This is a genomic window from Bradyrhizobium sp. (genome assembly GCF_027451485.1).
In the GTDB taxonomy this organism is placed as follows: Bacteria; Pseudomonadota; Alphaproteobacteria; order Rhizobiales; family Xanthobacteraceae; genus Bradyrhizobium.
This window is the reverse complement of the sequence record NZ_DAIDJE010000007.1, coordinates 1-20219: the sequence shown is the minus strand read 5'-3', so window position 1 is coordinate 20219 and position 20219 is coordinate 1. Positions and strand designations below refer to the sequence as shown.

General features: G+C 59.2%; 20 protein-coding genes. 11 read left to right on the top strand and 9 right to left on the bottom strand.

Annotated features, from left to right (window positions below):
* Window positions 1-9: 9 nt before the first annotated feature.
* Genes kdpA through NEZ08_RS00935 form a run of 3 tightly spaced genes read right to left on the bottom strand, consistent with a single transcriptional unit; the run spans window position 10 to window position 1996 of the window.
* On the bottom strand, window positions 10-1713 hold the full coding sequence (kdpA, locus tag NEZ08_RS00945; RefSeq protein WP_298102125.1) for a potassium-transporting ATPase subunit KdpA: 1704 nt from the start codon (window positions 1711-1713) through the stop codon (window positions 10-12).
* Window positions 1714-1742: 29 nt separating this feature from the next.
* The gene (locus NEZ08_RS00940; RefSeq protein WP_298102122.1) at window positions 1743-1832 is read right to left on the bottom strand and encodes a K(+)-transporting ATPase subunit F; all 90 of its coding nucleotides are present in this window, start codon (window positions 1830-1832) and stop codon (window positions 1743-1745) included.
* 11 nt (window positions 1833-1843) lie between these two features.
* Window positions 1844-1996, bottom strand: a complete 153-nt coding sequence (locus NEZ08_RS00935; RefSeq protein ID WP_298102120.1) for a hypothetical protein — start codon at window positions 1994-1996, stop codon at window positions 1844-1846.
* Between the two features lie 286 nt (window positions 1997-2282).
* On the opposite strand from NEZ08_RS00935, the gene NEZ08_RS00930 reads away from it, so the two are divergent.
* The 4 genes from NEZ08_RS00930 (at window position 2283) to dapA (ending at window position 4449) form a co-directional block, all read left to right on the top strand.
* A complete protein-coding gene (locus NEZ08_RS00930; protein WP_298102118.1) occupies window positions 2283-2726 on the top strand; it encodes a hypothetical protein in 444 nt (147 codons plus the stop codon).
* A gap of 52 nt (window positions 2727-2778) precedes the next feature.
* On the top strand, window positions 2779-3018 hold the full coding sequence (locus NEZ08_RS00925) for a hypothetical protein (protein WP_298102115.1): 240 nt from the start codon (window positions 2779-2781) through the stop codon (window positions 3016-3018).
* 200 nt (window positions 3019-3218) lie between these two features.
* Window positions 3219-3479, top strand: coding sequence for a hypothetical protein (locus NEZ08_RS00920; RefSeq protein ID WP_298102112.1), 261 nt, complete (start codon window positions 3219-3221; stop codon window positions 3477-3479).
* A 49-nt stretch (window positions 3480-3528) separates the two neighbouring features.
* Window positions 3529-4449 carry a 4-hydroxy-tetrahydrodipicolinate synthase gene (gene dapA / locus NEZ08_RS00915; RefSeq protein WP_298102109.1) on the top strand — a complete coding sequence of 307 codons (921 nt, stop codon included), beginning with the start codon at window positions 3529-3531 and terminating at the stop codon, window positions 4447-4449.
* Window positions 4450-4654: 205 nt separating this feature from the next.
* Here dapA and NEZ08_RS00910 read toward each other — a convergent pair whose 3' ends face one another.
* Complete coding sequence (locus NEZ08_RS00910; RefSeq protein WP_298102106.1) at window positions 4655-4930, bottom strand: hypothetical protein; 276 nt, start codon at window positions 4928-4930, stop codon at window positions 4655-4657.
* 214 nt (window positions 4931-5144) lie between these two features.
* Here NEZ08_RS00910 and NEZ08_RS00905 point away from each other — a divergent pair, with 214 nt between their 5' ends.
* Window positions 5145-5666, top strand: coding sequence for a hypothetical protein (locus tag NEZ08_RS00905; protein WP_298102101.1), 522 nt, complete (start codon window positions 5145-5147; stop codon window positions 5664-5666).
* A gap of 120 nt (window positions 5667-5786) precedes the next feature.
* On the opposite strand, the gene NEZ08_RS00900 is transcribed toward NEZ08_RS00905, so the two are convergent.
* Window positions 5787-6788, bottom strand: a complete 1002-nt coding sequence (locus NEZ08_RS00900) for a TorF family putative porin (protein WP_298102098.1) — start codon at window positions 6786-6788, stop codon at window positions 5787-5789.
* A gap of 430 nt (window positions 6789-7218) precedes the next feature.
* Window positions 7219-9825 carry an MMPL family transporter gene (locus NEZ08_RS00895; protein ID WP_298102095.1) on the bottom strand — a complete coding sequence of 869 codons (2607 nt, stop codon included), beginning with the start codon at window positions 9823-9825 and terminating at the stop codon, window positions 7219-7221.
* 2211 nt (window positions 9826-12036) lie between these two features.
* On the opposite strand from NEZ08_RS00895, the gene NEZ08_RS00890 reads away from it, so the two are divergent.
* Window positions 12037-13542, top strand: coding sequence for an alkaline phosphatase family protein (locus NEZ08_RS00890; RefSeq protein WP_298102092.1), 1506 nt, complete (start codon window positions 12037-12039; stop codon window positions 13540-13542).
* Between the two features lie 74 nt (window positions 13543-13616).
* On the opposite strand, the gene NEZ08_RS00885 is transcribed toward NEZ08_RS00890, so the two are convergent.
* The gene (locus NEZ08_RS00885) at window positions 13617-15203 is read right to left on the bottom strand and encodes a GMC oxidoreductase (RefSeq protein WP_298102089.1); all 1587 of its coding nucleotides are present in this window, start codon (window positions 15201-15203) and stop codon (window positions 13617-13619) included.
* A 190-nt stretch (window positions 15204-15393) separates the two neighbouring features.
* Between NEZ08_RS00885 and NEZ08_RS00880 the strand changes: the two genes are divergently transcribed.
* Complete coding sequence (locus NEZ08_RS00880) at window positions 15394-17217, top strand: glycoside hydrolase family 15 protein (RefSeq protein ID WP_298102086.1); 1824 nt, start codon at window positions 15394-15396, stop codon at window positions 17215-17217.
* A gap of 14 nt (window positions 17218-17231) precedes the next feature.
* Window positions 17232-18107, top strand: a complete 876-nt coding sequence (locus tag NEZ08_RS00875) for an SDR family oxidoreductase (protein WP_298102083.1) — start codon at window positions 17232-17234, stop codon at window positions 18105-18107.
* Between the two features lie 152 nt (window positions 18108-18259).
* Here NEZ08_RS00875 and NEZ08_RS00870 read toward each other — a convergent pair whose 3' ends face one another.
* A complete protein-coding gene (locus NEZ08_RS00870) occupies window positions 18260-18571 on the bottom strand; it encodes a polyhydroxyalkanoic acid system family protein (RefSeq protein WP_298102081.1) in 312 nt (103 codons plus the stop codon).
* 415 nt (window positions 18572-18986) lie between these two features.
* Between NEZ08_RS00870 and NEZ08_RS00865 the strand changes: the two genes are divergently transcribed.
* The 3 genes from NEZ08_RS00865 to NEZ08_RS00855 are packed head-to-tail and all read left to right on the top strand — an operon-like array spanning window position 18987 to window position 19760.
* Window positions 18987-19208, top strand: a complete 222-nt coding sequence (locus NEZ08_RS00865) for a DUF3072 domain-containing protein (RefSeq protein ID WP_298102078.1) — start codon at window positions 18987-18989, stop codon at window positions 19206-19208.
* Window positions 19205-19573, top strand: a complete 369-nt coding sequence (locus NEZ08_RS00860) for a hypothetical protein (protein ID WP_298102075.1) — start codon at window positions 19205-19207, stop codon at window positions 19571-19573. The genes NEZ08_RS00865 and NEZ08_RS00860 overlap by 4 nt, the downstream gene beginning before the upstream one ends.
* 22 nt (window positions 19574-19595) lie before the next feature.
* A complete protein-coding gene (locus NEZ08_RS00855; RefSeq protein ID WP_298102073.1) occupies window positions 19596-19760 on the top strand; it encodes a hypothetical protein in 165 nt (54 codons plus the stop codon).
* Between the two features lie 258 nt (window positions 19761-20018).
* Here the strand turns inward: NEZ08_RS00855 and NEZ08_RS00850 are convergent.
* Window positions 20019-20219 (bottom strand): adenylyl-sulfate kinase (locus NEZ08_RS00850; protein ID WP_298102070.1); only part of this gene is annotated, 201 nt, incomplete at its 5' end.

Here is a 20219-nt window from a genome sequence, read left to right as displayed (position 1 = left end):
AGGGATCGTTCAGAACGTGGTGCCGGCATTCATCGCCAAATGCTCGACGATCGGGCCGAGCGCCAGTGCCGGGAAGAAGGTGAGACCGCCGATGATGAGGATCACGCCGACGACGAGGCCCACGAACAGGCCGCCGGTCGTCGGGAATGTCCCGGCGGAAGGCGGGATCGACTTCTTCGCCGCCAGCGATCCGGCAATCGCCATCGCAGGAATGATCATGAAGAAGCGGCCGACGAACATCGCGACGGCACCCGTGAGATTGTAAAACACAGTGTTGCCGGAAAGGCCGGCGAAGGCCGAGCCGTTGTTGCCGGTTTGCGACGTATAGGCGTAGAGCACCTCGGTGAAGCCGTGCGGACCGGCATTGTTCATCGCCGAGGCCGTCGACGGCAGCACCACGGCCACCGCGGTCCAGCCCAGATACATCAAAGGCAGGACGAGAATGGCAAGCATCGCCATCTTGACCTCGCGGGCCTCGATCTTCTTGCCGACATATTCCGGCGTGCGGCCTACCATCAGGCCGGCGACGAAAATCGCCAGCACGACGAACAGCAGCATGCCGTAGAGACCCGCGCCGACGCCGCCGACGATGATCTCGCCGAGTTGCATATTGATGAGCGGGATCATGCCGCCGAGCGCGGTGAAGCTGTCATGCATCGCATTGACCGCGCCGCAGGAAGCGGCCGTGGTGATGACGGCAAACAGGCTCGACGCCGCGATGCCGAAACGGACTTCCTTGCCTTCCATGTTGCCGCCGGTGAGCCCCAGCGCGTGCATCATCCCGGTCCCATTGGCCTCGGACCAGTAACAGACGATGACACCGGCGATAAACAACACGCCCATGACCGCGAGGATGGCCCAGCCCTGCCGCTGGTTGCCGACCATGCGGCCGAACACATTGGTCAGCGCCGCACCGAGAGCGAAGATCGAGATCATCTGTACGAAATTCGACAGCGCCGTCGGATTCTCGAACGGATGGGCGGCGTTGGCATTGAAGAAGCCGCCACCGTTGGTGCCGAGCATCTTGATCGCGACTTGCGAAGCAACTGGGCCGACGGCAATGGTCTGCCTGGCGCCTTCCAGCGTCGTCGCTTCGATATAAGGGCCAAGGGTCTGCGGCATGCCCTGCCAGACCAGGAACAGCGCGTAGACAATGCAGATCGGCAGCAGGATATAGAGCGTGCAGCGGGTGACATCGACCCAGAAATTGCCAACGGTGCGCACCGAAGCGCGCGCAAAGCCGCGGATCAATGCGACGGCAAGCACGATGCCGGTCGCCGCGGAGAGGAAGTTCTGATGGGTCAGACCAACCATCTGAACGAGATAGGACAGCGTGCTCTCGCCGCCGTAATTCTGCCAGTTGGTATTGGTGATGAAGGACATCGCCGTGTTGAACGAAAGATCTTCGGCCACGGCCGATTGTCCAGCCGGATTTAACGGCAGGAACGCCTGGAGCCTCATCAAGCCGTAGATGATGAGAACGCCGCCCACATGAAACAGGAGCATGGAGATGGTGTAGGTCAGCCAATGCTGCTCGCGCCCCTCGTCGACACCGCTGATCCAGTACAGGGAGACCTCCACCGGCCGCAGCACCGGCGAAAGGAAAGTCCGCTCACCGTTGAAGACGCGCGTCATGTACCAGCCGAGCGGCTTGGTGAGCGCTGCGATGATGACGCAATAGAGAATGATCTGGAGCCAGCCGATGACGGACATGGATATGTGCCTCTAGGAGATGCGCGCGGTCAGAACCGCTCAGGTCGCAGCAGGGCGTAAGTCAGGTAGAACAAGAGGCCGAGCGAGACGACCGCGGCCAGCGAATAGTCGAAGATCATGGCTTATCTCCTCACAGCCGTTCACAGGCGTAGGCATAGCCGATGGCGAGGGCGAAAAAGCCGAACGTAAGGGCGATCATCAGAACGTCCATCATTTGAATGCTCCCACTGTGCGCCTGATAACCATCAGCGCCGTTCAGCAAGGCCGCTTTGCGATGAATCAATCTGAAACACGCGGAACCTGCGGCGATGCCCCCGACACGGCCGTGAGATGCCACTCGGCGAATATGTTTTCGAGACGCCGCTAAACTGAAAGATATATAAATCGTATAAATGGCGCGCTCGCGGACTCGCCGACAGGCGATGCCTATGAAGGGCTTATAGGTAAGCCCTCTACGCCATATCGATTTCAAATACGCTTCGCGCCATTCTTGTACTTCGGCGCCATTCCAGGCGCGTTCAGTCTCAATGTGTGTGATGGGCGGTATGCGAATTGGCCTGAAGACGCAGGTGTCCCTGGAACTCGCTGCAAAGCTTCGCAAAGCCCAGGCAGCAACGCCCGAGCTGATGGCGGAAATCCTCAATGTCAGCCAGCGACGCGCTCTGGTGCCGGGTCACAGCGAAATAGCCTTGCATCTTGAGCAGTTGATAGCTGCCCGCGCCTGGATCGACGTAGCGCTGGTGTTGCTCGAATTGGAACTGCCGCTCTGGCACATCCGCCGTATCGCCTACGACGACGGCGAATGGCACTGCGCTCTGTCGCGCCAGCGAGAGCTGCCGGATTGGCTCGATGAATCGCACGAGGCGAGCCATCCCGACCTCGCTCTCGCAATTCTGAGCGCGTTCATCGAAGCTCAAGCGGCTGCCGCATCGTCCGTCACGTCCAGCATTCCTGAACCATTCGCGCGGCCGGATTCGGAATTCATTCGGCTTTGCTGCGACAATTTCGCCTGAGTATCGGACCGTGGCGCGACCGGACCATCTGCCGCCATTCGGATCCAGCCGGGTGTTGATCCGGTTTTTCCTGACCGCCATCGTCCTCGCAAGCTGCGCCGCGTTCAGCGGTATTGGCTTTGCCAGGGGCTTCGCAGCGCTGACATGGATGGCCGGCATCGTCAGCGCTTTTGTCGCAGTCATCAGGCGTGAGCGGCCCTTCGAACCAACTCTCAACCATTGGGATGAGATGCTCGCATTTGTGGCGGCATACTGTCTCATCTGCATCGTCACCCAGGACATGCCGGTCTAGTGCCGACTTTCCGAAGTTCATGCTCCATCAGTGCACCCACCTTCACGGACTTCGGAAAATCATGAGCCATAATTCTATGCGGCGCTTATGTGATCAGCCTTGCTCCACTCTCGAATTCATACCCGGTCCTGCAGATATTTCGTCGTCTCAAGGCGGCCTTCTTCCGCATTATCGGCTGCCTCTCTGGAAGGACCATCAATATGAAGCTCGTCGAACCTCCCTCGTGCGGCCGTGCCGCTTCCATCATCGTCTTTATTGGCCACAACGGCCGGGGCAACTGGATTGCCCGCGAACAAAACGGCTTGTTTGGCGGCCTGTTCGTCAACCGTGCGCAAGCGCTCAAATACGCCCTCTTTGAGAACGGCCATCGACCGGAAACCATCATCGAGGTGTCGCGCGAGATCGAACTCGATATTTCCTCCGCCAATCTGCGGACCTTCGTCGCGCCGCGCGCAGCCTGAGCCAGGTAACATCTCGGGAGGCTCGAATGGCAGAGATGGAGCAGGCTGCATGATCTCGCCGGCAAGTACCACTGCATGGCTGTCGGGCTACATCCCCGATATGCCCACGCCTTTCGATGAGTCGGACCAGATCGATGTGCATGCCATGGAAGCATTGTGCGAGCGTCAGATCGCCGCCGGTGCGTCCGCCCTGGTGGTCTGCGAGACCGCCGGTGAAGCCGCGACACTCTCGGCTCAAGAGCGAGGCACGATCATCCGCGCGGCCGTCGGCATCGCGAGGGGACGCGCCCGGATCATCGCAGGCGCGGGTTCGAATTCTACAAGCCGCGCGATCGAACTGACGCGACTCGCCAAAGCGGCCGGCGCGGACGCCGTGCTGTCGGTCGTACCTTATTACAACAAGCCGATGCAGAATGGTCTCTATGCGCATTTCCGGGCTATCGCGGACGCGGCTGACCTACCGATCATTCTGCATGATATCCCTGCACGATCGGCACGGGAATTGGCGGATGACACACTCTTGCGTCTTTCGGAATCCAAAGGATTCATCGGGCTGCGAGACGGCAGCGGCGATCTTACGCGGCCGATGCGGTTGCGTCCGCAATTGCAAGAGGGCTTTCGGCTCCTCTCGGGGCACGATGCAACGGCGCTGCCCTATTTCGCCGCCGGCGGAGACGGCTGCATCTCATTCACATCGAATGTGACGCCCGACCTGTGTCTCACCATTCTCTCGAACCTGAAGCAGGGGCGCCTGCAGACCGCGCGGTATCTGCAAAAGCGGCTGATTGCGCTTGAAGCCTGCCTCGCGAAGGAAAGTCCGGCAGCGCTGAAATATGCCTTAAGCCTGCTCGGCTTCATGCATCCGCAAACCCGTCTGCCGATCGTCCCTTTGGACGACCCTGCGAAAGCAGTTGTCGCCAATGCGATAGCCAGCCTTGACGAGGATCTGACCATCACCGCCGAAGCTTGACAGTCATTTCCTTCAGCGTCCCGGTTGCGATGGGTGCTTGGCACGCCATTTCGGTCCCGGACCGCGCATATAATACTCTTCCGGCTGATATTTCCGGTTAGGCCCGAACCATGTCGGAAACAGAAGCGTCAGAACTCCTGAAAGAACGGTCCGCGAAAGCGAGCTAAACCTGATCCAAGCGCGTGAGTAGGGCCACATGTCCGACCTATTTGATTGCGTCGCGATCACGCAGCTCATCTGGAATCCAGAGCTCGTCCCGAGTATCCCGACGCGCGCCCCTCAGCTCGAGCTCGCGCATCTTCCGACGGAATTTTGCATCGGCGATCGATTGGATGAGAGCTTTCAGATAACTGTTTGCGCGATGTAGCGCGAATGTACCTCGGGCATGGTTCTCTCTGCGCCGGCCGAAGCGATAGCTACGCTGTTCCTCCCGGCGAACTGAAGCGAGTTGCTTGTAATCACTGGTGAAGTTGTGAGCCATGTTCGTGCTCCATGGCAGGACGCGCCATCGAGCCAAAATGCGCATGAGCGCATAAGAAATCGAGATTATTCCGGTATCTTCCGCATAGTAGTTCTATAGAGGACAAGATCTCGCTCAGTTCTTACAGCGCCTTTATGCTGCGCGATCGCGAGCCATCTCGCATTCCTATGGTCGATTCAGCAAATAGTGAGCGTCGAATGCTGAGGAGGCCACAATGGCCACCATGACTGGGAACACATCCCGTTCAAACATAGAGCAACTGAGCAATCGCATCTTGCGCGGTTTCCGAGCCAAGGCTGACGCTTTCGTAAGCGGCCACATTCAGCATGCAGCCTCGGAAGCCGCACGCGTTGGAAGACCTCGGTGCCACCAATCCGAAAGCTTCGTTGCACGAGCCTCGGACCGCACTGAAGCACCGGGTGTTGAATTGAAGCCACTCGGCCAAGACATTCTCAACGCCGCGATTCCCGCCTTTTTCATCGGCCGGAACAAAGCAGGGTTGTGGGTCGCTCGCGAGTCGACCGGGCGGATCGGCGGAATGTTTTTGCTCAAGAGGTCTGCGCTTGCCTTTGCTCGAGCGAAAAGCGAATCGGCGCAATGCGCCTTTGTTTTTCCGTCAGAGACGTTCGAGCTCGATCTCGAAAACGAAGGCAATCCGTTCGCGCGGCATTTCGAATCGTTGTTGCGTTTCGCGCAAATCGCCATATGCGCGCTGATCGCGCGGCTGGTAGGCTGATTTGCGCGATCGGTCGCGCTGTGCCTGTCGCAACCTCTATCCTCGCATGAACGCGCGAGTTTCGGCTTCGCTTCAGAAGGCAAACTCTCGCGCGTAGTTCGGAGTAGAGCTGCGACCAGATTACTTCAGGCTGGTCATCGCAGTCAGGTCGGCCGAAAGCTTGACGATGCCGGCGGCGCCACACCAGTTGGAGCCGGCGCCGCCCGGGTTGATCGGCGTGACGTTGGTAGTACCGGTGGCATTGAAGGCGCTGGTGAACGCGTTGCAATTGCCCTTCGACAGGTCGGTATCCGAATAGCGGATGTCGAGCGTGAACACCTTGTAGGTGAAGCCGATGCCGAGGTTCCAGGTGTTGTAGCTCGCATAGGGAATGCCGCCGGCGAAGAGAGTGCCCGGGCCGGTACCGTAGAACGCATCGGTGGTGCCGAGCCACTGCCGGCCGAATTCGCCAGACACATACATGCCGACACCGCTCTTGCCGAAGAGGTTGCCGGGCGCGGTGTACTTGGCGGTGATCGAAGCATAGTCGCCCCATGCGCCGGAGTTCAGGAAGCTCGGCGTATAGAATTCGGTCACGCCGACTTGCCAGCTATCGTTGACCGTGTAGTTGGCCTTGCCATAGACCTCGAAAAAGCTCACGTCCTTTTTCATGACATTGCCGTCGGCGAGGAAAATCGTGCTGGTGCTGACGGGGCAGACATTGCCGCCGGGGATCCCCCCGGTCAGGACGTTATCGGTGCAGCTTCCGCCGGGATAGAGGTAGCCCCACACGCCGAAATCGAGGGCAAAGGCGCCGAAGGTCGGCCGGATACCGCCGTAGACGTCGACCTCGGCCGCGGCGCGGTTCGCATAATCGATGCTCTCTGCGGACGTGCCGACGTAGAGCTGGAGGTCTTTGGTCACGTTATAGCGCGGTTCAAAATAAGCGGTGACGGAAGGCTGGTGATTCGATTGCGTCACGCCACGAAAAATATAATCGCTCACAATGCCGCTGCCGAACGCGATATCCCATGGTTCAAACGGCGCGGGCGCGGGCGAGGCCGGAGCCTTCAAGGACAGGTCCGCAGCGGACGCCGCGCTGGTCGTCGCCAGCAATGCCGCGAAAATAATCAATCTTCTCATGAGCCCCTCGTCGACTTGCCTGGAACTTCATCTATTCCCTTACCTATGGCTCAGACGGTTGTAGGAATGCTATTATCCTCAGACCGAAAAAATATAAGTGCGATTCGGGCCTGACGGATTGATTCTTGTCAACCGGCGCGAGGCCAAAGCCCGCGGGACAAGCTTATTTCGCCACATTGTTCGCCGTCAGGCTGCCGCTTGTGTCTCAGAGCGGCGCGTGCCGGAGAGAGAGGCCACAGCGCCGCATCGTTTCTTTGACGAGGACAGGCGAATGTCGCGGCCGCCCGAATGTTGGGTACGCAGAGCCTGTCGAGTAAATCCAATAAAGAGCGGCGCGGAGACCCGTCGAATCCCCAGCTCGATCGGGAGCATGTGCTGCCTTTCAATAGGATTTGTAAACTCGCCGGGGTCTCAGTCAGAGTGCTACGATCTATTCGGCCGCTTCGGGCAGCGAGTGCATCTCGTCGTGATGCTGGATTGTTCTGGGCCGGCCCATCAGGACCGGCTGGAACAGCACGGCGGCCGCCATTGTGCAGAGCAGGGACAAACCCATCATTTTACCCATGCTCGACATGCCGGGATAGGATGACGCCCACATGCTTCCGAATGCAACCGCATTGGTCATGGCGCTGAAGATCACAGCGCGTGTCAGAGTTGACTGCAGCAGGCCGGTTTTTCCAGCGCGCCACGCCATGATGTAATAGATCTTGAACGCGACGCCGACGCCGAGGAGCAGCGGTAGCGCGACAATATTCGCAAAGTTGAGCGGCAGTCCCCACAGCACGGAAATTTCCAGCGTCACGACACCAGCCAGCAACAACGGGACCAGTGTGAGGAGAACATCGACCACGCGTCGCAGAGCGATGAAGAGCAGAATTGCAATGGCGACAAGAGCAAGGATACCCGCTTCCATGAATGCGCGGATGACCGTTTGCGCCGATTCAAAATAACTGACGGCCGCTCCAGCTGCCGTGGGCTCGGCCCTGAGGATTGCGGCGGCAAACTTGCGCAATACATTGATGTCATTGGGATCGCCCTTCGGCAGCACCTGCACCCGTGCGCGACCGTCTGCCAGCATCCAGTCGCGCACCAGATTGGGAGGCAGAGTCTCCATAGTGACCGTTTGCGGGGCGAGGCTCTTGCGGAGGCGGGCCAAATCGTAATTCAAGGGCGATAGGATAGCGGTGGCGGCCCGGCTTCGCGCGTCGAAGGGAGAGCTTGCAAGCTGCTTCAGTAGAGACGATAGGGCTCGCGCGTCGTCGGCCGCGCTTCCCGTTGCCCCGGCTGATGCGCGATCAAGAGCGTCTGCGGCATGCCGGATCGCCGCGACATCCTCCGGGTCGGTTGGCGCGGTAGCCTTTCGCGCGTTGAGCACTGGTCCGAGGATCTGTGCAGCATCATGCAGCGCTGCGATTTTCTGCTCTTGCTCGCCCGGTATGAAGTTCTTCAGCGTCAACGCCCGGGAGACCTCGGCAAGCGAAGAAAGGCGTTTGGCGATATTGTCGGCCTCCTTGAGTGATGGGGCCAGGATTTCCGCGTCGTTGCCGCTGGTCTGGGGCTCCGACTGCAATTTTCGATATGTCACGACGGAAGGCGAATTCGGATTTTGCAGGTCGACCGGGTTAAAATCGAAGTTCAAGTGAAACAGCAGTGGTGTACCGGCGAGCACGACGACGAAGGTGCTCACGATCACGGCGATGCGGTGGCGCTGCAGGAAATGGTCGAGGGGAACCAAGCTCCCGAAACCGACGGGAGCTGGCTCGCCCGGAGGATCGAGGACGGCCAGCATCGCGGGTACCAGCGTGATGCTGCAAACAAAGGCAATCAGCATGCCGCATCCGGCGATCAGGCCAAGTTCGGAAAGTCCGCGGTAGCTTGTAGGCAGGAAGGCGAAAAAGCCGACGGCCGTAGCGGCTGCCGCCAGCGACAACGGCTTTCCCGCCTTGTGGGCCGCGCTGCAGAGCGCCTGCCGCAAGCCACCTAACTCATATCGCTCCGTTCGATAACGCACGCTGAACTGGATACCGAAGTCGACACCAAGACCAACGAACAGCACAAAAAATGCGATCGAGATCAAATTGAATGACCCGACCATGACGAGGCCCAGCGCGGCTGTCGTCGCCAGACCGACAATCAGACTGAAGAAGACGGCGGCAATCAGTTTCAACGAACGCAGCGCGAGCCATAGGACGACCAGAACGCCAAGCGCTGCCGTCAGCGTGTCGCGCAACGCGCTATGTCGGATAACGGAGAACTGGTCATCATTCATCGGCACCTGACCGGTCAGGCGAACGTCAGCTCCAAGGCCCCTGATGTCGGCGGCGGCCTTTCGAATGCCGTTCGTCGCGGCGCGGCCCGGTTGCAGCGCGCTGAAGTCGAGTCTGGGCGCGATCTCGACGAAGTGTCTCGCGCGACCAGCCGGAAGCGCATGGCCGTCGAGCAGTTCCTGCCAGGAAAAGAATGCGGGCCGGCCGGCGAGCACATCGCCAAGGGTCTGCTTTGCAAGCGAGAGTGGCCAAGCCAATTGTTCCAGCTTGAGACGGCCGGTCTGAACGCTTTCCGCCGCCTCGGCAAGTACGTTCGCGACGCCGCGCAGGCTCGGATCGGCCGCCAGCTCGGCCAGGAAGGGGCGTGCGCGACTTAGTCCTTCGGCTGTGTTCCTGACTTCGGACAAGGAACTGTACAACAATCCGTTGCGGTCAAAGAAGTCGCCTGTCTCGGGCTGCGTCACCTGCTGATACAGACGGGGATCCTTGGCGAGCTTCTCGGCAAGCGCGGCGGTGGCAATTGCAGCATTCTCCGGAGTTGGCCCGGTGACGACAGCGATGATCCCCTTTTGCGGAAAGGCTTTCGTTAGCTCCATCTGGCGCTGGTGCCAGGGTAGCTTCGGCGAGAGCAGCGCTTCGATGTCCGTGTTGATGGAAAATCGGACAAAGTCATAGGCCGTGGTCGCAAGCAATAGTAGCGTTCCCGCAGCGATCGCGGACCAGCGATGGCGGATACAGAGGCCGACAATACGAACAATCGCCTTGTTCATCATGATCGTCCAGACAATTCATTGAACAAGCATTGCGGGCATAGGACGGTTCCTTGCTCGAGCGACCAGGCGGTTACGGAGATCGCCGAGTCCCGCTTAGAATTCGATGCCTCCTGAATGCCTCTTCGGTGGAGCAAGAGATGGAGGGACAGGTTATTGAAGGACGTCAAGCTGATCAGGCCGCTTTCCGAAAGGCCGATCCGTTCGTCAAGGCTCGCCTGATATAGCTCGCTGCTCCTCGCAAGCCAAAGCCAGCGAGGCCGCTTGTGCATCAGGCCCCCGGCATTCAATCCGGATCAAATTCGTCTGCGCTTGGCGCAGCGGTCGTTGCGCTCACTCCTAACCCGCAGCCGCTGAGGACGGCCTCCTTCACCGGCCGTTTTTCTTCGGATTTAGGACTTATGGGTTCAGCGAGCGTCGAATTCACCTGTGTTATCGGCAAGTCAACTCGCTTGGATGGGAACAAGTTCGCGCTCATCAGCGCCATGCCTCGGTGGAACGGGTCCATACGCCAGCGGTTTTCCAGATGTTGAGTATGAAAGAGGTTGGCTCATGTCGATGAACGATCCGCGCACGACCCGTGATCCGTATTCGCCGCGTGATCCTCGCGGTGGCGGTGGATGGGTATGGCTTTGGGTGATTATTGCTATCATCATCGTTGTTGGTTGGGGTGGCTGGTATGGCGGTTGGTGGAACCACCGCTCGAACACGGCCGCAAACCCTCCAGCGCAAACCACCGGGCAACGGACATCATCCCAACCGGCCAGTCCGACTCAGAATAATACAGCGACCAAGAGTAAATAGGCGCAAGCCTGTCCCTGCTGTCGAATGGCGTATAACGACGACCCTCGTCCTTTTAGCAGGGCATTCTTCGCTCAAATTCCAGCGCCTGTATAACGTAGTGTCCGGCGTCGCCGAAACGTGATCAATGAACCAGCCCCCTGCTTTACCTTCTGGAGCGCTGCAGGGGGCTGTCCCGGATCACACCCGTCAGTCAAGGATGCTGATCCTGTTTACGCCAACATACGCGGGCAGCTTTGATCCAGCTCAGGGGCAGGAACAACCAGGCTGGGGACGAGAGGGCGTCCGATGTGCAAGCTTGCCCCCATTCAAATCGCCCCCGCTGCTCCCCGGGCGGATCGGAACGACTGCTGCGATCGCCACATGTGCGAAAACGCATTTGCCGTGGGAGCTGTGGGAACAAAAGGCGACATGTTGGCTTGGTGGCAAAAGGAACGCGTCGATGAAGTTACACCCATTGCTACTTCTATTCGGTGTGGCTCTGCCGACAGCCGTCTTCGCCGCGGGCGGCGGCGGCGGAGGTGGCTCGAGCGGGAGCGCGGGAGGTGCCGGCAGCGCTGGCGGCGGCATGGGCGCGGCGCATTCAGCAGCTGGAGCCCCGGCGACTTCAACCGGATCTTCTGGAACTGCGGCCGGCCCGGCGCATCCTGCCGCGACAGGTACAAGCCCAAGGCCAGCGGGCAATGGCAACCCGAATAGGGCAGCAGGCACAGGCGTCCTGAGTAACACGGCCGACTTCCCGAACGGCGTCAGCCCCGCTCAGACTCCAAACAACACCGGCACAGTTGGGGTGGCTACCCCGCAGACGGCGCGGCCTGTGCCAGTACCTCGCGGGCCGTCGCCGGAGGGGCTAGGGGGAGTAACCGACGAACCGGCGCCCGGCACCATCTCCACCGGCACGGCAGCAACCTCGGGCTCTCCGTCGACCGACAACGCACTTCGAACCAATGGGACAACGATGCCGGGCCCAAGCAAACCGACGGTCACGCAAGAGCAACGCAGCGACTCAAAGATAGACCAGCAAAACCAGAAAGCCGATCAGGCGGTAAGCAACATTTGCAGGGGATGCTGATTTGCTAATCGTCGCGTTCTGACAATCGCCTCATGTCATTCGGCTTGCGTCGGAATTAGCCGAAGTTCGAGGTTATAAAATTCGCCATCCGGATGTCGGCGGATCGAGCTGGTCGATTTCGGCGGGGGCACACAGGTCGCCGTAGGGGGAGGCTAGCAAGGCATTGCTCGCCGTCGGCGCGGGTATTCCACTCGGAAACGACGTTCCCAGTCGCAGCGAGATTGAGAGTTTTCAGGCGCGCTGTTTTCGAGCGCTATCCAACATCGGCCTGATCGCGGGCGTTTTGCGCCAAAATAACTTGTGTTCTTCGCTGGCCGTCGATTGCCGCGAGCGCCGCCATGCGAGAGGAAAAGTCCATTCAAGGAACCTTGCCGAGTCTAGCGGGTTTGGATCTGCAGGGCACTCAAGGCTTCACTCAGCCACCATTATCGATCGCTCAATGCACCTCCAGCATCTGTCGTATCGGCGTTGAGAAGATCGCGAGATCAGGCATGCGCAAGATTGATCACGTCGTCGTGCTCATGCTTGAGAACAGGTCTTTCGACAACGTGTTGGGCCGGCTCTATCCGAAAGCGGAGCAATTCGACGGTCTCGACATGAATGAATGGAATCCTCAGCACAGAGAAGACGGATCAGTCGATCGCGTGTCGGTGTGGAGCAGTGAAGCAAGTGATCCGCCGAATCTTCCGGACGCAGACCCCGGAGAGCTCTTCAGCGACATGGAAATGCAAATCTACGGACTTGGTCGGAGCGACGAGCCCGATATGAACGGGTTTGTCGACAATTACGTGCGTCAGCGGGGGAACGACTCCCGTGCAGATCCAAAAGCGGTCATGCACGTTTACCGGCCGGAACACCTCCGCTCGACCACGCTGCTGGCCAGGAGTTTCGGCGTGTCGGATCGTTGGTTCGCATCAGCGCCCTGCGAAACATGGCCCAACAGATACTTCATGCATTGCGGTACGGCTGGCGGTTACGTGAACAACAGGCGATCCAGTTTTCCGTATCGGTGGCCGCGGTTTATGCCAACAATCTTCCGACGCCTGGATCGGTGTGGCTATACGTGGAGGGTCTATTTCCACGACCTGCCACAGGCTGCGACACTGGTAGATCTTTGGCCGAAGATCCCAACGCACTTTTGCTTCTTCGACCCGGAGTTTGCGGCGGATGCAAGCGCGGGGCAGTTGCCATCGTACAGCTTCATCGAACCGAGATATTACGCAAGCTTGCGTGCGAAGGCGCTTCCAAACGATCAGCATCCCCCGCACGATCTGCAGGACGGTGAGGCGCTCGTTGCTAGCGTCTATAACATTCTCAGATCGGCTCCGACCTGGCCGCGTACTCTGTTGATCATCACCTATGATGAGCATGGCGGCTGCTTCGATCATGTGCCGCCGCCGTCGGCAGTATCTCCTGGCGGCCCGTATCCCGACGGATTCCGGTTCGACAGGTATGGGGTCCGTGTGCCGACCCTTCTGGTGTCTCCCTATGTTCCGCCCGGCAGCATTGTCCGGCCGAGCGGAATTTATCCATTCGATCACTGCTCGGTGCAGGCCACGTTGAACAAGCTCTTTGACATCGGACCGCCTCTTTCTCCGCGAGTCGCTGTTGCGCCGGATGTGCTGCCGGCTCTGGCATTGAGCGCGCCAGACAATCAGGGACCCGAACAGATAGCCGTTCGTACGGCCGTCCGATGCTCGAAGGATATCCGGGCATACCGCCGGCGAAGGCATAATCATCACCAGGATGCGCTTCTGGGAGCGGGCCACGCCACGCCCGCTGTACTAGCCCATCTCTCGGCGCGCTTAAGGTCGCTCCGCCATCGAGGCACCGATCGCCAGTAATTCAGAACAACGCGTCTCCCGATCGACAGCAAGCCAGTCGACTTGAACAAATGGCGAATTCGGGTCTCTCATCATCACCGCCAGATATTCGACGAAATCGTCTCGGCAACGCGCAGTGCGTTCGCGATGATGGTCAAGGTGGGATTGACGGCACCTATCGAGGGGAAAAAGCTCGCATCAGCGACATAAAGATTTTCGATCTCATGGGTCCTGCAGTCGAGATTCAGGACGCTGTTCTGCGGATCTTCACCGAACCGAAGCGTACCGGATTGATGCGCCGTGCCGCCAACAGGCACGTCCTTTCCGACGTACAGAGTGCGGTCAAACAGGTGCGGATGGATGTCGAGCTGGTCGAGCATGCTGCGAAGTGTCTCGCGTAACCGGCGGTGGCACTCCATGTTGCTTTCCGTCAGGTCCAAATGCACGCGGCCATCCTTGTAGAAGATCCTGTTTTCGCGAAGAGGAAGATCCTCGGACGTTAGCCAGAAATCAACCGAGTGTCGCGCGATGAACTCAAATGGACGGGCGGGTAGCCAATGAAGGAAATCGGGCAGCCCCTCGATCTCGATCTGGCTGCCGTCTGATTTCCCTACGAGCTGAATGTGACCGAGCGGATAGTCCCATTTGTTCATGACGCTCTTCGAATGGCCATGATAGAAATCATTCAAAGCCAGGGTCTTCTGAAACTTCGTCTCGTTCGGTGATTTCGAGATCGCAAGCACGGTCGTATTGTTGTGGCGCATGTAGTTGCGGCCGACCAGGCCGGACCGGTTTGCAAGCCCATCCGGGTGCCGGTCGTTGGCCGAACGCAGGAACAGAAGGGCGGATGACAGAGCACCGCAGGCTACGATAAACACGTTCGCGCGAAAGACGCGCCGCGCACCGTTAATTAAGACGTCGGCGCTGATGATCTGCCCGCCGGCGGGATCCGTATTAAGCCGCTCGACATAGGCGTTTCGCAATAGCTTCGCGTTCGAATGAGTTGCAAGTGTTGGATCAATACAGATGATTTGGGCGTCTGCCTTGCCGTTCGTCAGGCTGGGATAGCCGTCGAAAGGATCGCATCGCAGTAGCGGGGAGTGAGGGAGCGTGCCTCCCTTTCCGTCTTCATCCATCAAGGCGCCCAGGGGGAGATGAAAGGGATGAAATCCGGCGTTGACAAGGTCGTCGGATAATTTCTGGATGCGGGACTCGTGACTGACTGCCGGTTTGGGATAAGGCGATTTGGACCAGGGCTCCGTCGGATCCTCGCCACGTGCGCCATGGACCTGGAACAGCTCCTCGGCAGCCTGATACCATGGCTCGAACACGTCGTACTTTAAGGGCCATTCGGGCGAGACACCGTCGGGAAATGTGATCTCGTGGAAGTCTTCCTCGCGAAGGCGAAAAAGAGCGGCGCCATAGACCTTTGAGTTACCGCCGACGAAATAGTGAAGACCGGGCCGAAAGCGATGCCCAGAGGAGGAATACCAGGTCTCATCTGCCTGATACCGCGCCTTCGCGAAGACTTCGCTCGTGTCCCAATTCTCGCGTTCGCGCGGCAGGTAGTCTCCCCGCTCGATAATGAGAATTCGCTTTCCCGTCCGGGCAAGGCGCCAGGCAGCTGAACCTCCGCCCGGACCTGATCCAATGATGATGGCGTCGTAATAGTCGTCGTTCACAGGAGAGGTCTCACTGGCTCTTCGATGCCGGGAGGAAAGTGGCGGTCGCAGCGATCATTCCCGAGCGACGTAAAAGTTCCACGGTCGCGAAATGATTATCGATCGCGGGACGCTGACCTGCGACCAAGGTGCTACGTCGTTGGTCACATCGCACGCGAAACAAAGCGGCTGCGTCGAAGTTCCTTAGAACATGGCCCGCATTGAGGATTACGCGCTGATCGGCGATTGTGAGACAGCCGCGCTGGTTGGGCGTGAGGGATCGATCGATTGGCTTTGCTTGCCGCGCTTCGATTCGGACGCTTGCTTCGCATCTCTTCTCGGCGCTCCGGGGAATGGAAGATGGTTGCTGGCGCCGAAACAATTCGTCTCTTCCAGCCGTCGCTATCGGGCCGGCACTCTCATTCTTGAAACGACGTTTGAACTCGAAAAAGGCCGCGTTCGACTTATCGACTTTATGCCGCCGAAACGCGGATCTTCAAAGCTTATCAGGATCATCGAGTGCCTCGACGGGAATTCCGAGATCGAGACAGAACTCGTCGTTCGCTTCGACAATGGCGATACCGTCCCGTGGGTGACGCGCGCCGATGATCGCTCGCTTACCTTCGTCGGAGGCCCTCACATGCTGTTGCTCGCGACCGAAGCGCCGTTGCGAGGTCAGGACATGAAGACCATAGGCTCGTTCTCGATGACAAAGGGACAGCGGATCACGTTCGCGCTATCTTACCATGTCTCCTTTATGCCGCCGACCGACAAGGGCGGAGATCCCGATGATCTCCTGCAGTCAACGGAAGCGTTCTGGAGGAGTTGGTCTGGCCGCTGCACCGCTCCGGGCCCCTATTCCGAGCCCGTCGCACGGTCCCTGATCACACTGAAGGCGCTGACATTTGGCCCGAGCGGCGGGGTCGTCGCGGCACCGACGACCTCCTTGCCGGAGCAACTCGGAGGTTCACGTAACTGGGACTACCGCTTCTGCTGGATACGCGACGCGACGCTTACTCTCGTATCACTGATGAGGAGCGGCTATTACGACGAAGCTGTTGCCTGGAGGGATTGGCTGCTCCGCGCGGTGGCCGGTAGTCCTGATCAGTTGCAGATCATGTATGGCGTCACCGGCGAGAGGCATCTTCCGGAACGCGAAATCCCATGGCTCGGCGGGTACGAGGACTCCCGTCCGGTCCGCATCGGAAATGCTGCCCATACCCAGCTTCAGCTCGATGTGTTCGGCGAATTGATGGACGCACTTTACGAAGCGCGGCGGGGCGGCCTGTCTGAGAACGAGCGAGCCTGGGATATCCAATGCGTCCTGCTGGATCATCTCGAAAAGATTTGGCGGAATCCGGATCAGGGCATTTGGGAGGCGCGCAGTCCACCCAAGCACTATACCTATTCCAAGGTCATGTGCTGGGTCGCTTTCGATCGCAGCATCAAGAGCGCTTCGGAACATGGAATGAAAGGCCCGGTCGAACGATGGAAGTCGATCCGCTCAGCCATCCACGAAGACATCTGCCTGAAGGGCTTCGACCAAAAGCGCAAGACGTTTGTCCAGGCGTATGGCGGGACGCAACTGGATGCGACTCTTCTCCGGCTTCCGCTTGTAGGCTTCCTTTCGCCTGACGATCCGAGAGTACGTTCGACCGTCGAAGCCGTAGAAGCCGAGTTGGTGGTCGACGGGTTGGTCCGTCGCTACGACACGAGTGCATCGGACGACGGCGTCCCGGGTGGAGAAGGGCTCTTTCTGGCATGCAGCTTCTGGCTTGCGGAAGCTTATGCGCTAATCGGCCGTCACGCCGATGCGAAGGCGCTGTTCGAGAGACTGCTCAAGCTGCGCAACGATGTGGGTCTGCTGTCGGAGGAGTATGCTCCGGATACACAACGCCTCGTTGGCAATTTCCCTCAGGCTTTCTCTCACATTGCACTGGTTAACTCCGCGCATCGGCTCGCTGGAGCTGCAGGGTTCGATGATCGAGCGAAGTCGACAGTGACGAGCATACCCAGCCACGGTCATTCGCATTGAATGGAATTTGAAAGATGAATGAAAATGAAGACAAGCGCGACCCCGCCGGCCCTGCCGAACCCAGAGCCGTCCCGCCGCACAAGCCGTATCCGGTGGTGCTTGAAGGACAACCGGCATTGGTAACCGGGGCTAATTCCGGCATAGGAAAAGCTGTGGCGCTGGGGCTCGCTGCGTCTGGCGCCGACATTGTGATCAACTACATCGCGGATTTGCCGGCGGCAGAGGAAATCGCCCACGCGGTCGAGGCCAAGGGACGCCGCGCCGTTGTCATCAAGGCGGACGTGAGCAACGAGGCCGAAGTCCAGGCCATGTTCGCGCAGGCTATCAGCCATTTTTCAACACTTCATGTCGTCGTGACAAATGCAGGACTACAGCGGGATGCCGCGATCGACGAAATGACCCTCGAACAGTGGAATAAGGTCATCAGCGTCAACCTCACTGGACAATTTCTTTGTGCGCGAGAGGCCGTGCGGGAATTCAAGAGGCGTGGCGTTGTTCAAGGCGTTTCCCGGGCCGCCGGCAAGCTTATCATGATGAGCTCGGTCCATCAGGAAATCCCGTGGGCGGGCCATGCCAACTATGCCGCGTCCAAAGGAGGGATAATGCAGCTCATGCGCAGTATCGCTCAGGAGCTCGCGCCATACACCATCAGGGTCAACGGCATTGCGCCCGGTGCTATCCGTACACCCATCAATCGGGCTGCCTGGGCAACGGCCGACGCCTACCGAGACCTGATGACCCTTGTGCCATACAAACGCATCGGAGAGCCGGAGGACATTGCGCGGGCAGCCGCGTGGCTGGCGTCAGATTTTTCCGATTATGTGACCGGTGCCACATTGTTTGTGGATGGAGGCATGACGCTCTATCCCGGTTTCGCGACAGGTGGGTAGTGACAACGGTTCATTTCCTTTCAACCGGGTCGAGGCGGCGCGACCGTTTCTCGTGCCTCAGGAGCCAGCCGACAGGCGAGGTGTTCGAGCAACGCCGCTTGACGCGATGATATCCTCCTTAGCGACCGACTCGTTTTTCTGTCCGGGTTGGATTAGCTCCGCTTGGTCAGCAGCAGATTTCCGCGGTTTCTGATCGCCACCTGCGCTGCTTTGGCGAAGCGCTGCAATAGCCAGGGGAGCGAAACTTCCAGGCGCGCATGATCCTCCGCCACGTCGAGGTGACCGGACGCCACTTGCCCAAGGGCGCGCACGCGAAAAACCAGGCGGTCGCCTTCCCATCTTTCTTCGTCGACCTGAAGGACCGGTATGCTGGCAACCGCGCGCGTCAAACCGACCTCGATGCGGCGCTTGGCCTCTTCACGGCCGAGGCGATGGGGAATTGATACGATAAGAGGTGCGGACATGTTGGGCACTCCGGCTTACCTAACGCGTTTGTATCCACAACGTTCGAAAAACGTGGGAGCACGAACAAGCCTCAGGAACAATGGCGATGGGCGACCTGTCAGACCTCGCTGTAACAGACGCCTTGATCAACGAAGCAAGCGCGTAATCCGCCTTGGAAGGTCCGACGCTGCAGGGGCTAACGCGAGCGGAGAGGTACAACAAGCCAAACGGAACGGAACTCCGCTGACGTTCTGTTACGTCGAATGAACGAGGTCGGTTGAGCACCAGAAGCCGTCCTGTCGGTGCTTCAAAGTGTTGATCGAACGCCAAGATCGCCGGGGTGCTTTTATGCCTCAATCGTCCGCTCCCGCGCGTGAGTCGGAACGCAACGGGAACGAAGAGACCATTCCGAAGTTAATGGGCAAAGGAGTTCTCATGGCCGACAACACCGAGAAAGACCCCAAGGACTGGGTTTCAGGAGATGACCCGATGACGGGCGCTCAGGAGTCTTATCTGAAGACTCTCAGCGAGCAGGCCCACAAGCCAATGCCGGATAAGAACCTCACGAAGGCGGAGGCCTCAGCTCTCATTGACAAGCTGAGGGGGAAGAATGGGTTGGAGGAACAGCGCAGAACTCGGGAGGTCGGGCGTTCATGAGCACGCAATCGCAAAATCTCCAGAGGCAGGCGGATCAAGCGGAAAGCATCGCGGACCAAACGGTGGACGACTCGGTGAGGGATATCCTTCGAGACGCCGCAAGGGATTACCGGAAAGAGGCCAGTAGGGAGCCGAGTAGCGAGCGGGCGTCCTATGCGCTGTTCCGGGGAGGTACTCAGCTTGCCCGCACCTACTCAACCGAAGAGCAGGCGATGAGCGCTGCCTTGTCTGAGGGCCTCATTGCGGAAATGCCGAGGGCAGGTGAACCGGGCGCCCGGATTCTGCCGCCGGAGTACCGCATCGAGAAAGTGGAGCAACCGTACGAGCCTCAGCCCGACTGGAAACTCCCCCGGGAGATATCCTGATGCACTCGGCCATGTCGTCAACATGAGCGATGTCCTCGAACTGCTGGAAAGGAAACGGGTGCTTGTGGAACGTCGTCAGTGGGTGTCCACTGAGAGTCTACCCGAGATCGAGCGCGAGCTTCGGCAAATCAACCAGGCTCTGTCGCGAATTGAGATGAAGGACGTCTCGCCGATCGCCCCGGAGTAGCCGACGGACATTCACAAGTCCTCTCGCAACGGTCCGCGGCCAATTTGCATGATTAAGTACAAAGTTGACCGTAGCTTTTCCCGCCCGGATGCGATGCCGGAGCGGTCCAGCAGGGGCGGCGCGAGTTCACGCTAACAAAGCCATCCCTTGGCGTCGTTGTGAAACTCGCTCGCTTGGCAGGCTTGCTCAACTGCCACGGTAATCCGGAAACCTCAATCTGAATCCGCTGCCCGTCAGGGGCGTCCGCGATTGCAGCGATCAGCTGGAAGCGATGTAGTCCTTGTCGTAGAGATAATCGACGACGCGGTCGGCCATCTGCTCGGCGGAACCCATGTCTGGCGTCAGAACGATTTCGGCGTTGTCCGGCCGCTCATAAATCTGGTCGATGCCGGTGAAGTTTTTGATTTCTCCGGCCAAAGCCAGCTTGTAAAGCCCCTTGCGGTCGCGCGCGATGCAGAC

Bases quoted from the DNA above. Each gene is read 5' to 3' on its own strand.
- kdpA (WP_298102125.1), bottom strand. From the start codon at position 1,713: ATGTCCGTCATCGGCTGGCTCCAGATCATTCTCTATTGCGTCATCATC.
- NEZ08_RS00940 (WP_298102122.1), bottom strand. From the start codon at position 1,832: ATGATCTTCGACTATTCGCTGGCCGCGGTCGTCTCGCTCGGCCTCTTG.
- NEZ08_RS00920 (WP_298102112.1), top strand. From the start codon at position 3,219: ATGAAGCTCGTCGAACCTCCCTCGTGCGGCCGTGCCGCTTCCATCATC.
- dapA (WP_298102109.1), top strand. From the start codon at position 3,529: ATGATCTCGCCGGCAAGTACCACTGCATGGCTGTCGGGCTACATCCCC.
- NEZ08_RS00910 (WP_298102106.1), bottom strand. From the start codon at position 4,930: ATGGCTCACAACTTCACCAGTGATTACAAGCAACTCGCTTCAGTTCGC.
- NEZ08_RS00905 (WP_298102101.1), top strand. From the start codon at position 5,145: ATGGCCACCATGACTGGGAACACATCCCGTTCAAACATAGAGCAACTG.
- NEZ08_RS00900 (WP_298102098.1), bottom strand. From the start codon at position 6,788: ATGAGAAGATTGATTATTTTCGCGGCATTGCTGGCGACGACCAGCGCG.
- NEZ08_RS00895 (WP_298102095.1), bottom strand. From the start codon at position 9,825: ATGAACAAGGCGATTGTTCGTATTGTCGGCCTCTGTATCCGCCATCGC.
- NEZ08_RS00890 (WP_298102092.1), top strand. From the start codon at position 12,037: ATGCGAGAGGAAAAGTCCATTCAAGGAACCTTGCCGAGTCTAGCGGGT.
- NEZ08_RS00880 (WP_298102086.1), top strand. From the start codon at position 15,394: ATGGCCCGCATTGAGGATTACGCGCTGATCGGCGATTGTGAGACAGCC.
- NEZ08_RS00875 (WP_298102083.1), top strand. From the start codon at position 17,232: ATGAATGAAAATGAAGACAAGCGCGACCCCGCCGGCCCTGCCGAACCC.
- NEZ08_RS00870 (WP_298102081.1), bottom strand. From the start codon at position 18,571: ATGTCCGCACCTCTTATCGTATCAATTCCCCATCGCCTCGGCCGTGAA.
- NEZ08_RS00865 (WP_298102078.1), top strand. From the start codon at position 18,987: ATGGCCGACAACACCGAGAAAGACCCCAAGGACTGGGTTTCAGGAGAT.
- NEZ08_RS00860 (WP_298102075.1), top strand. From the start codon at position 19,205: ATGAGCACGCAATCGCAAAATCTCCAGAGGCAGGCGGATCAAGCGGAA.
- NEZ08_RS00855 (WP_298102073.1), top strand. From the start codon at position 19,596: ATGAGCGATGTCCTCGAACTGCTGGAAAGGAAACGGGTGCTTGTGGAA.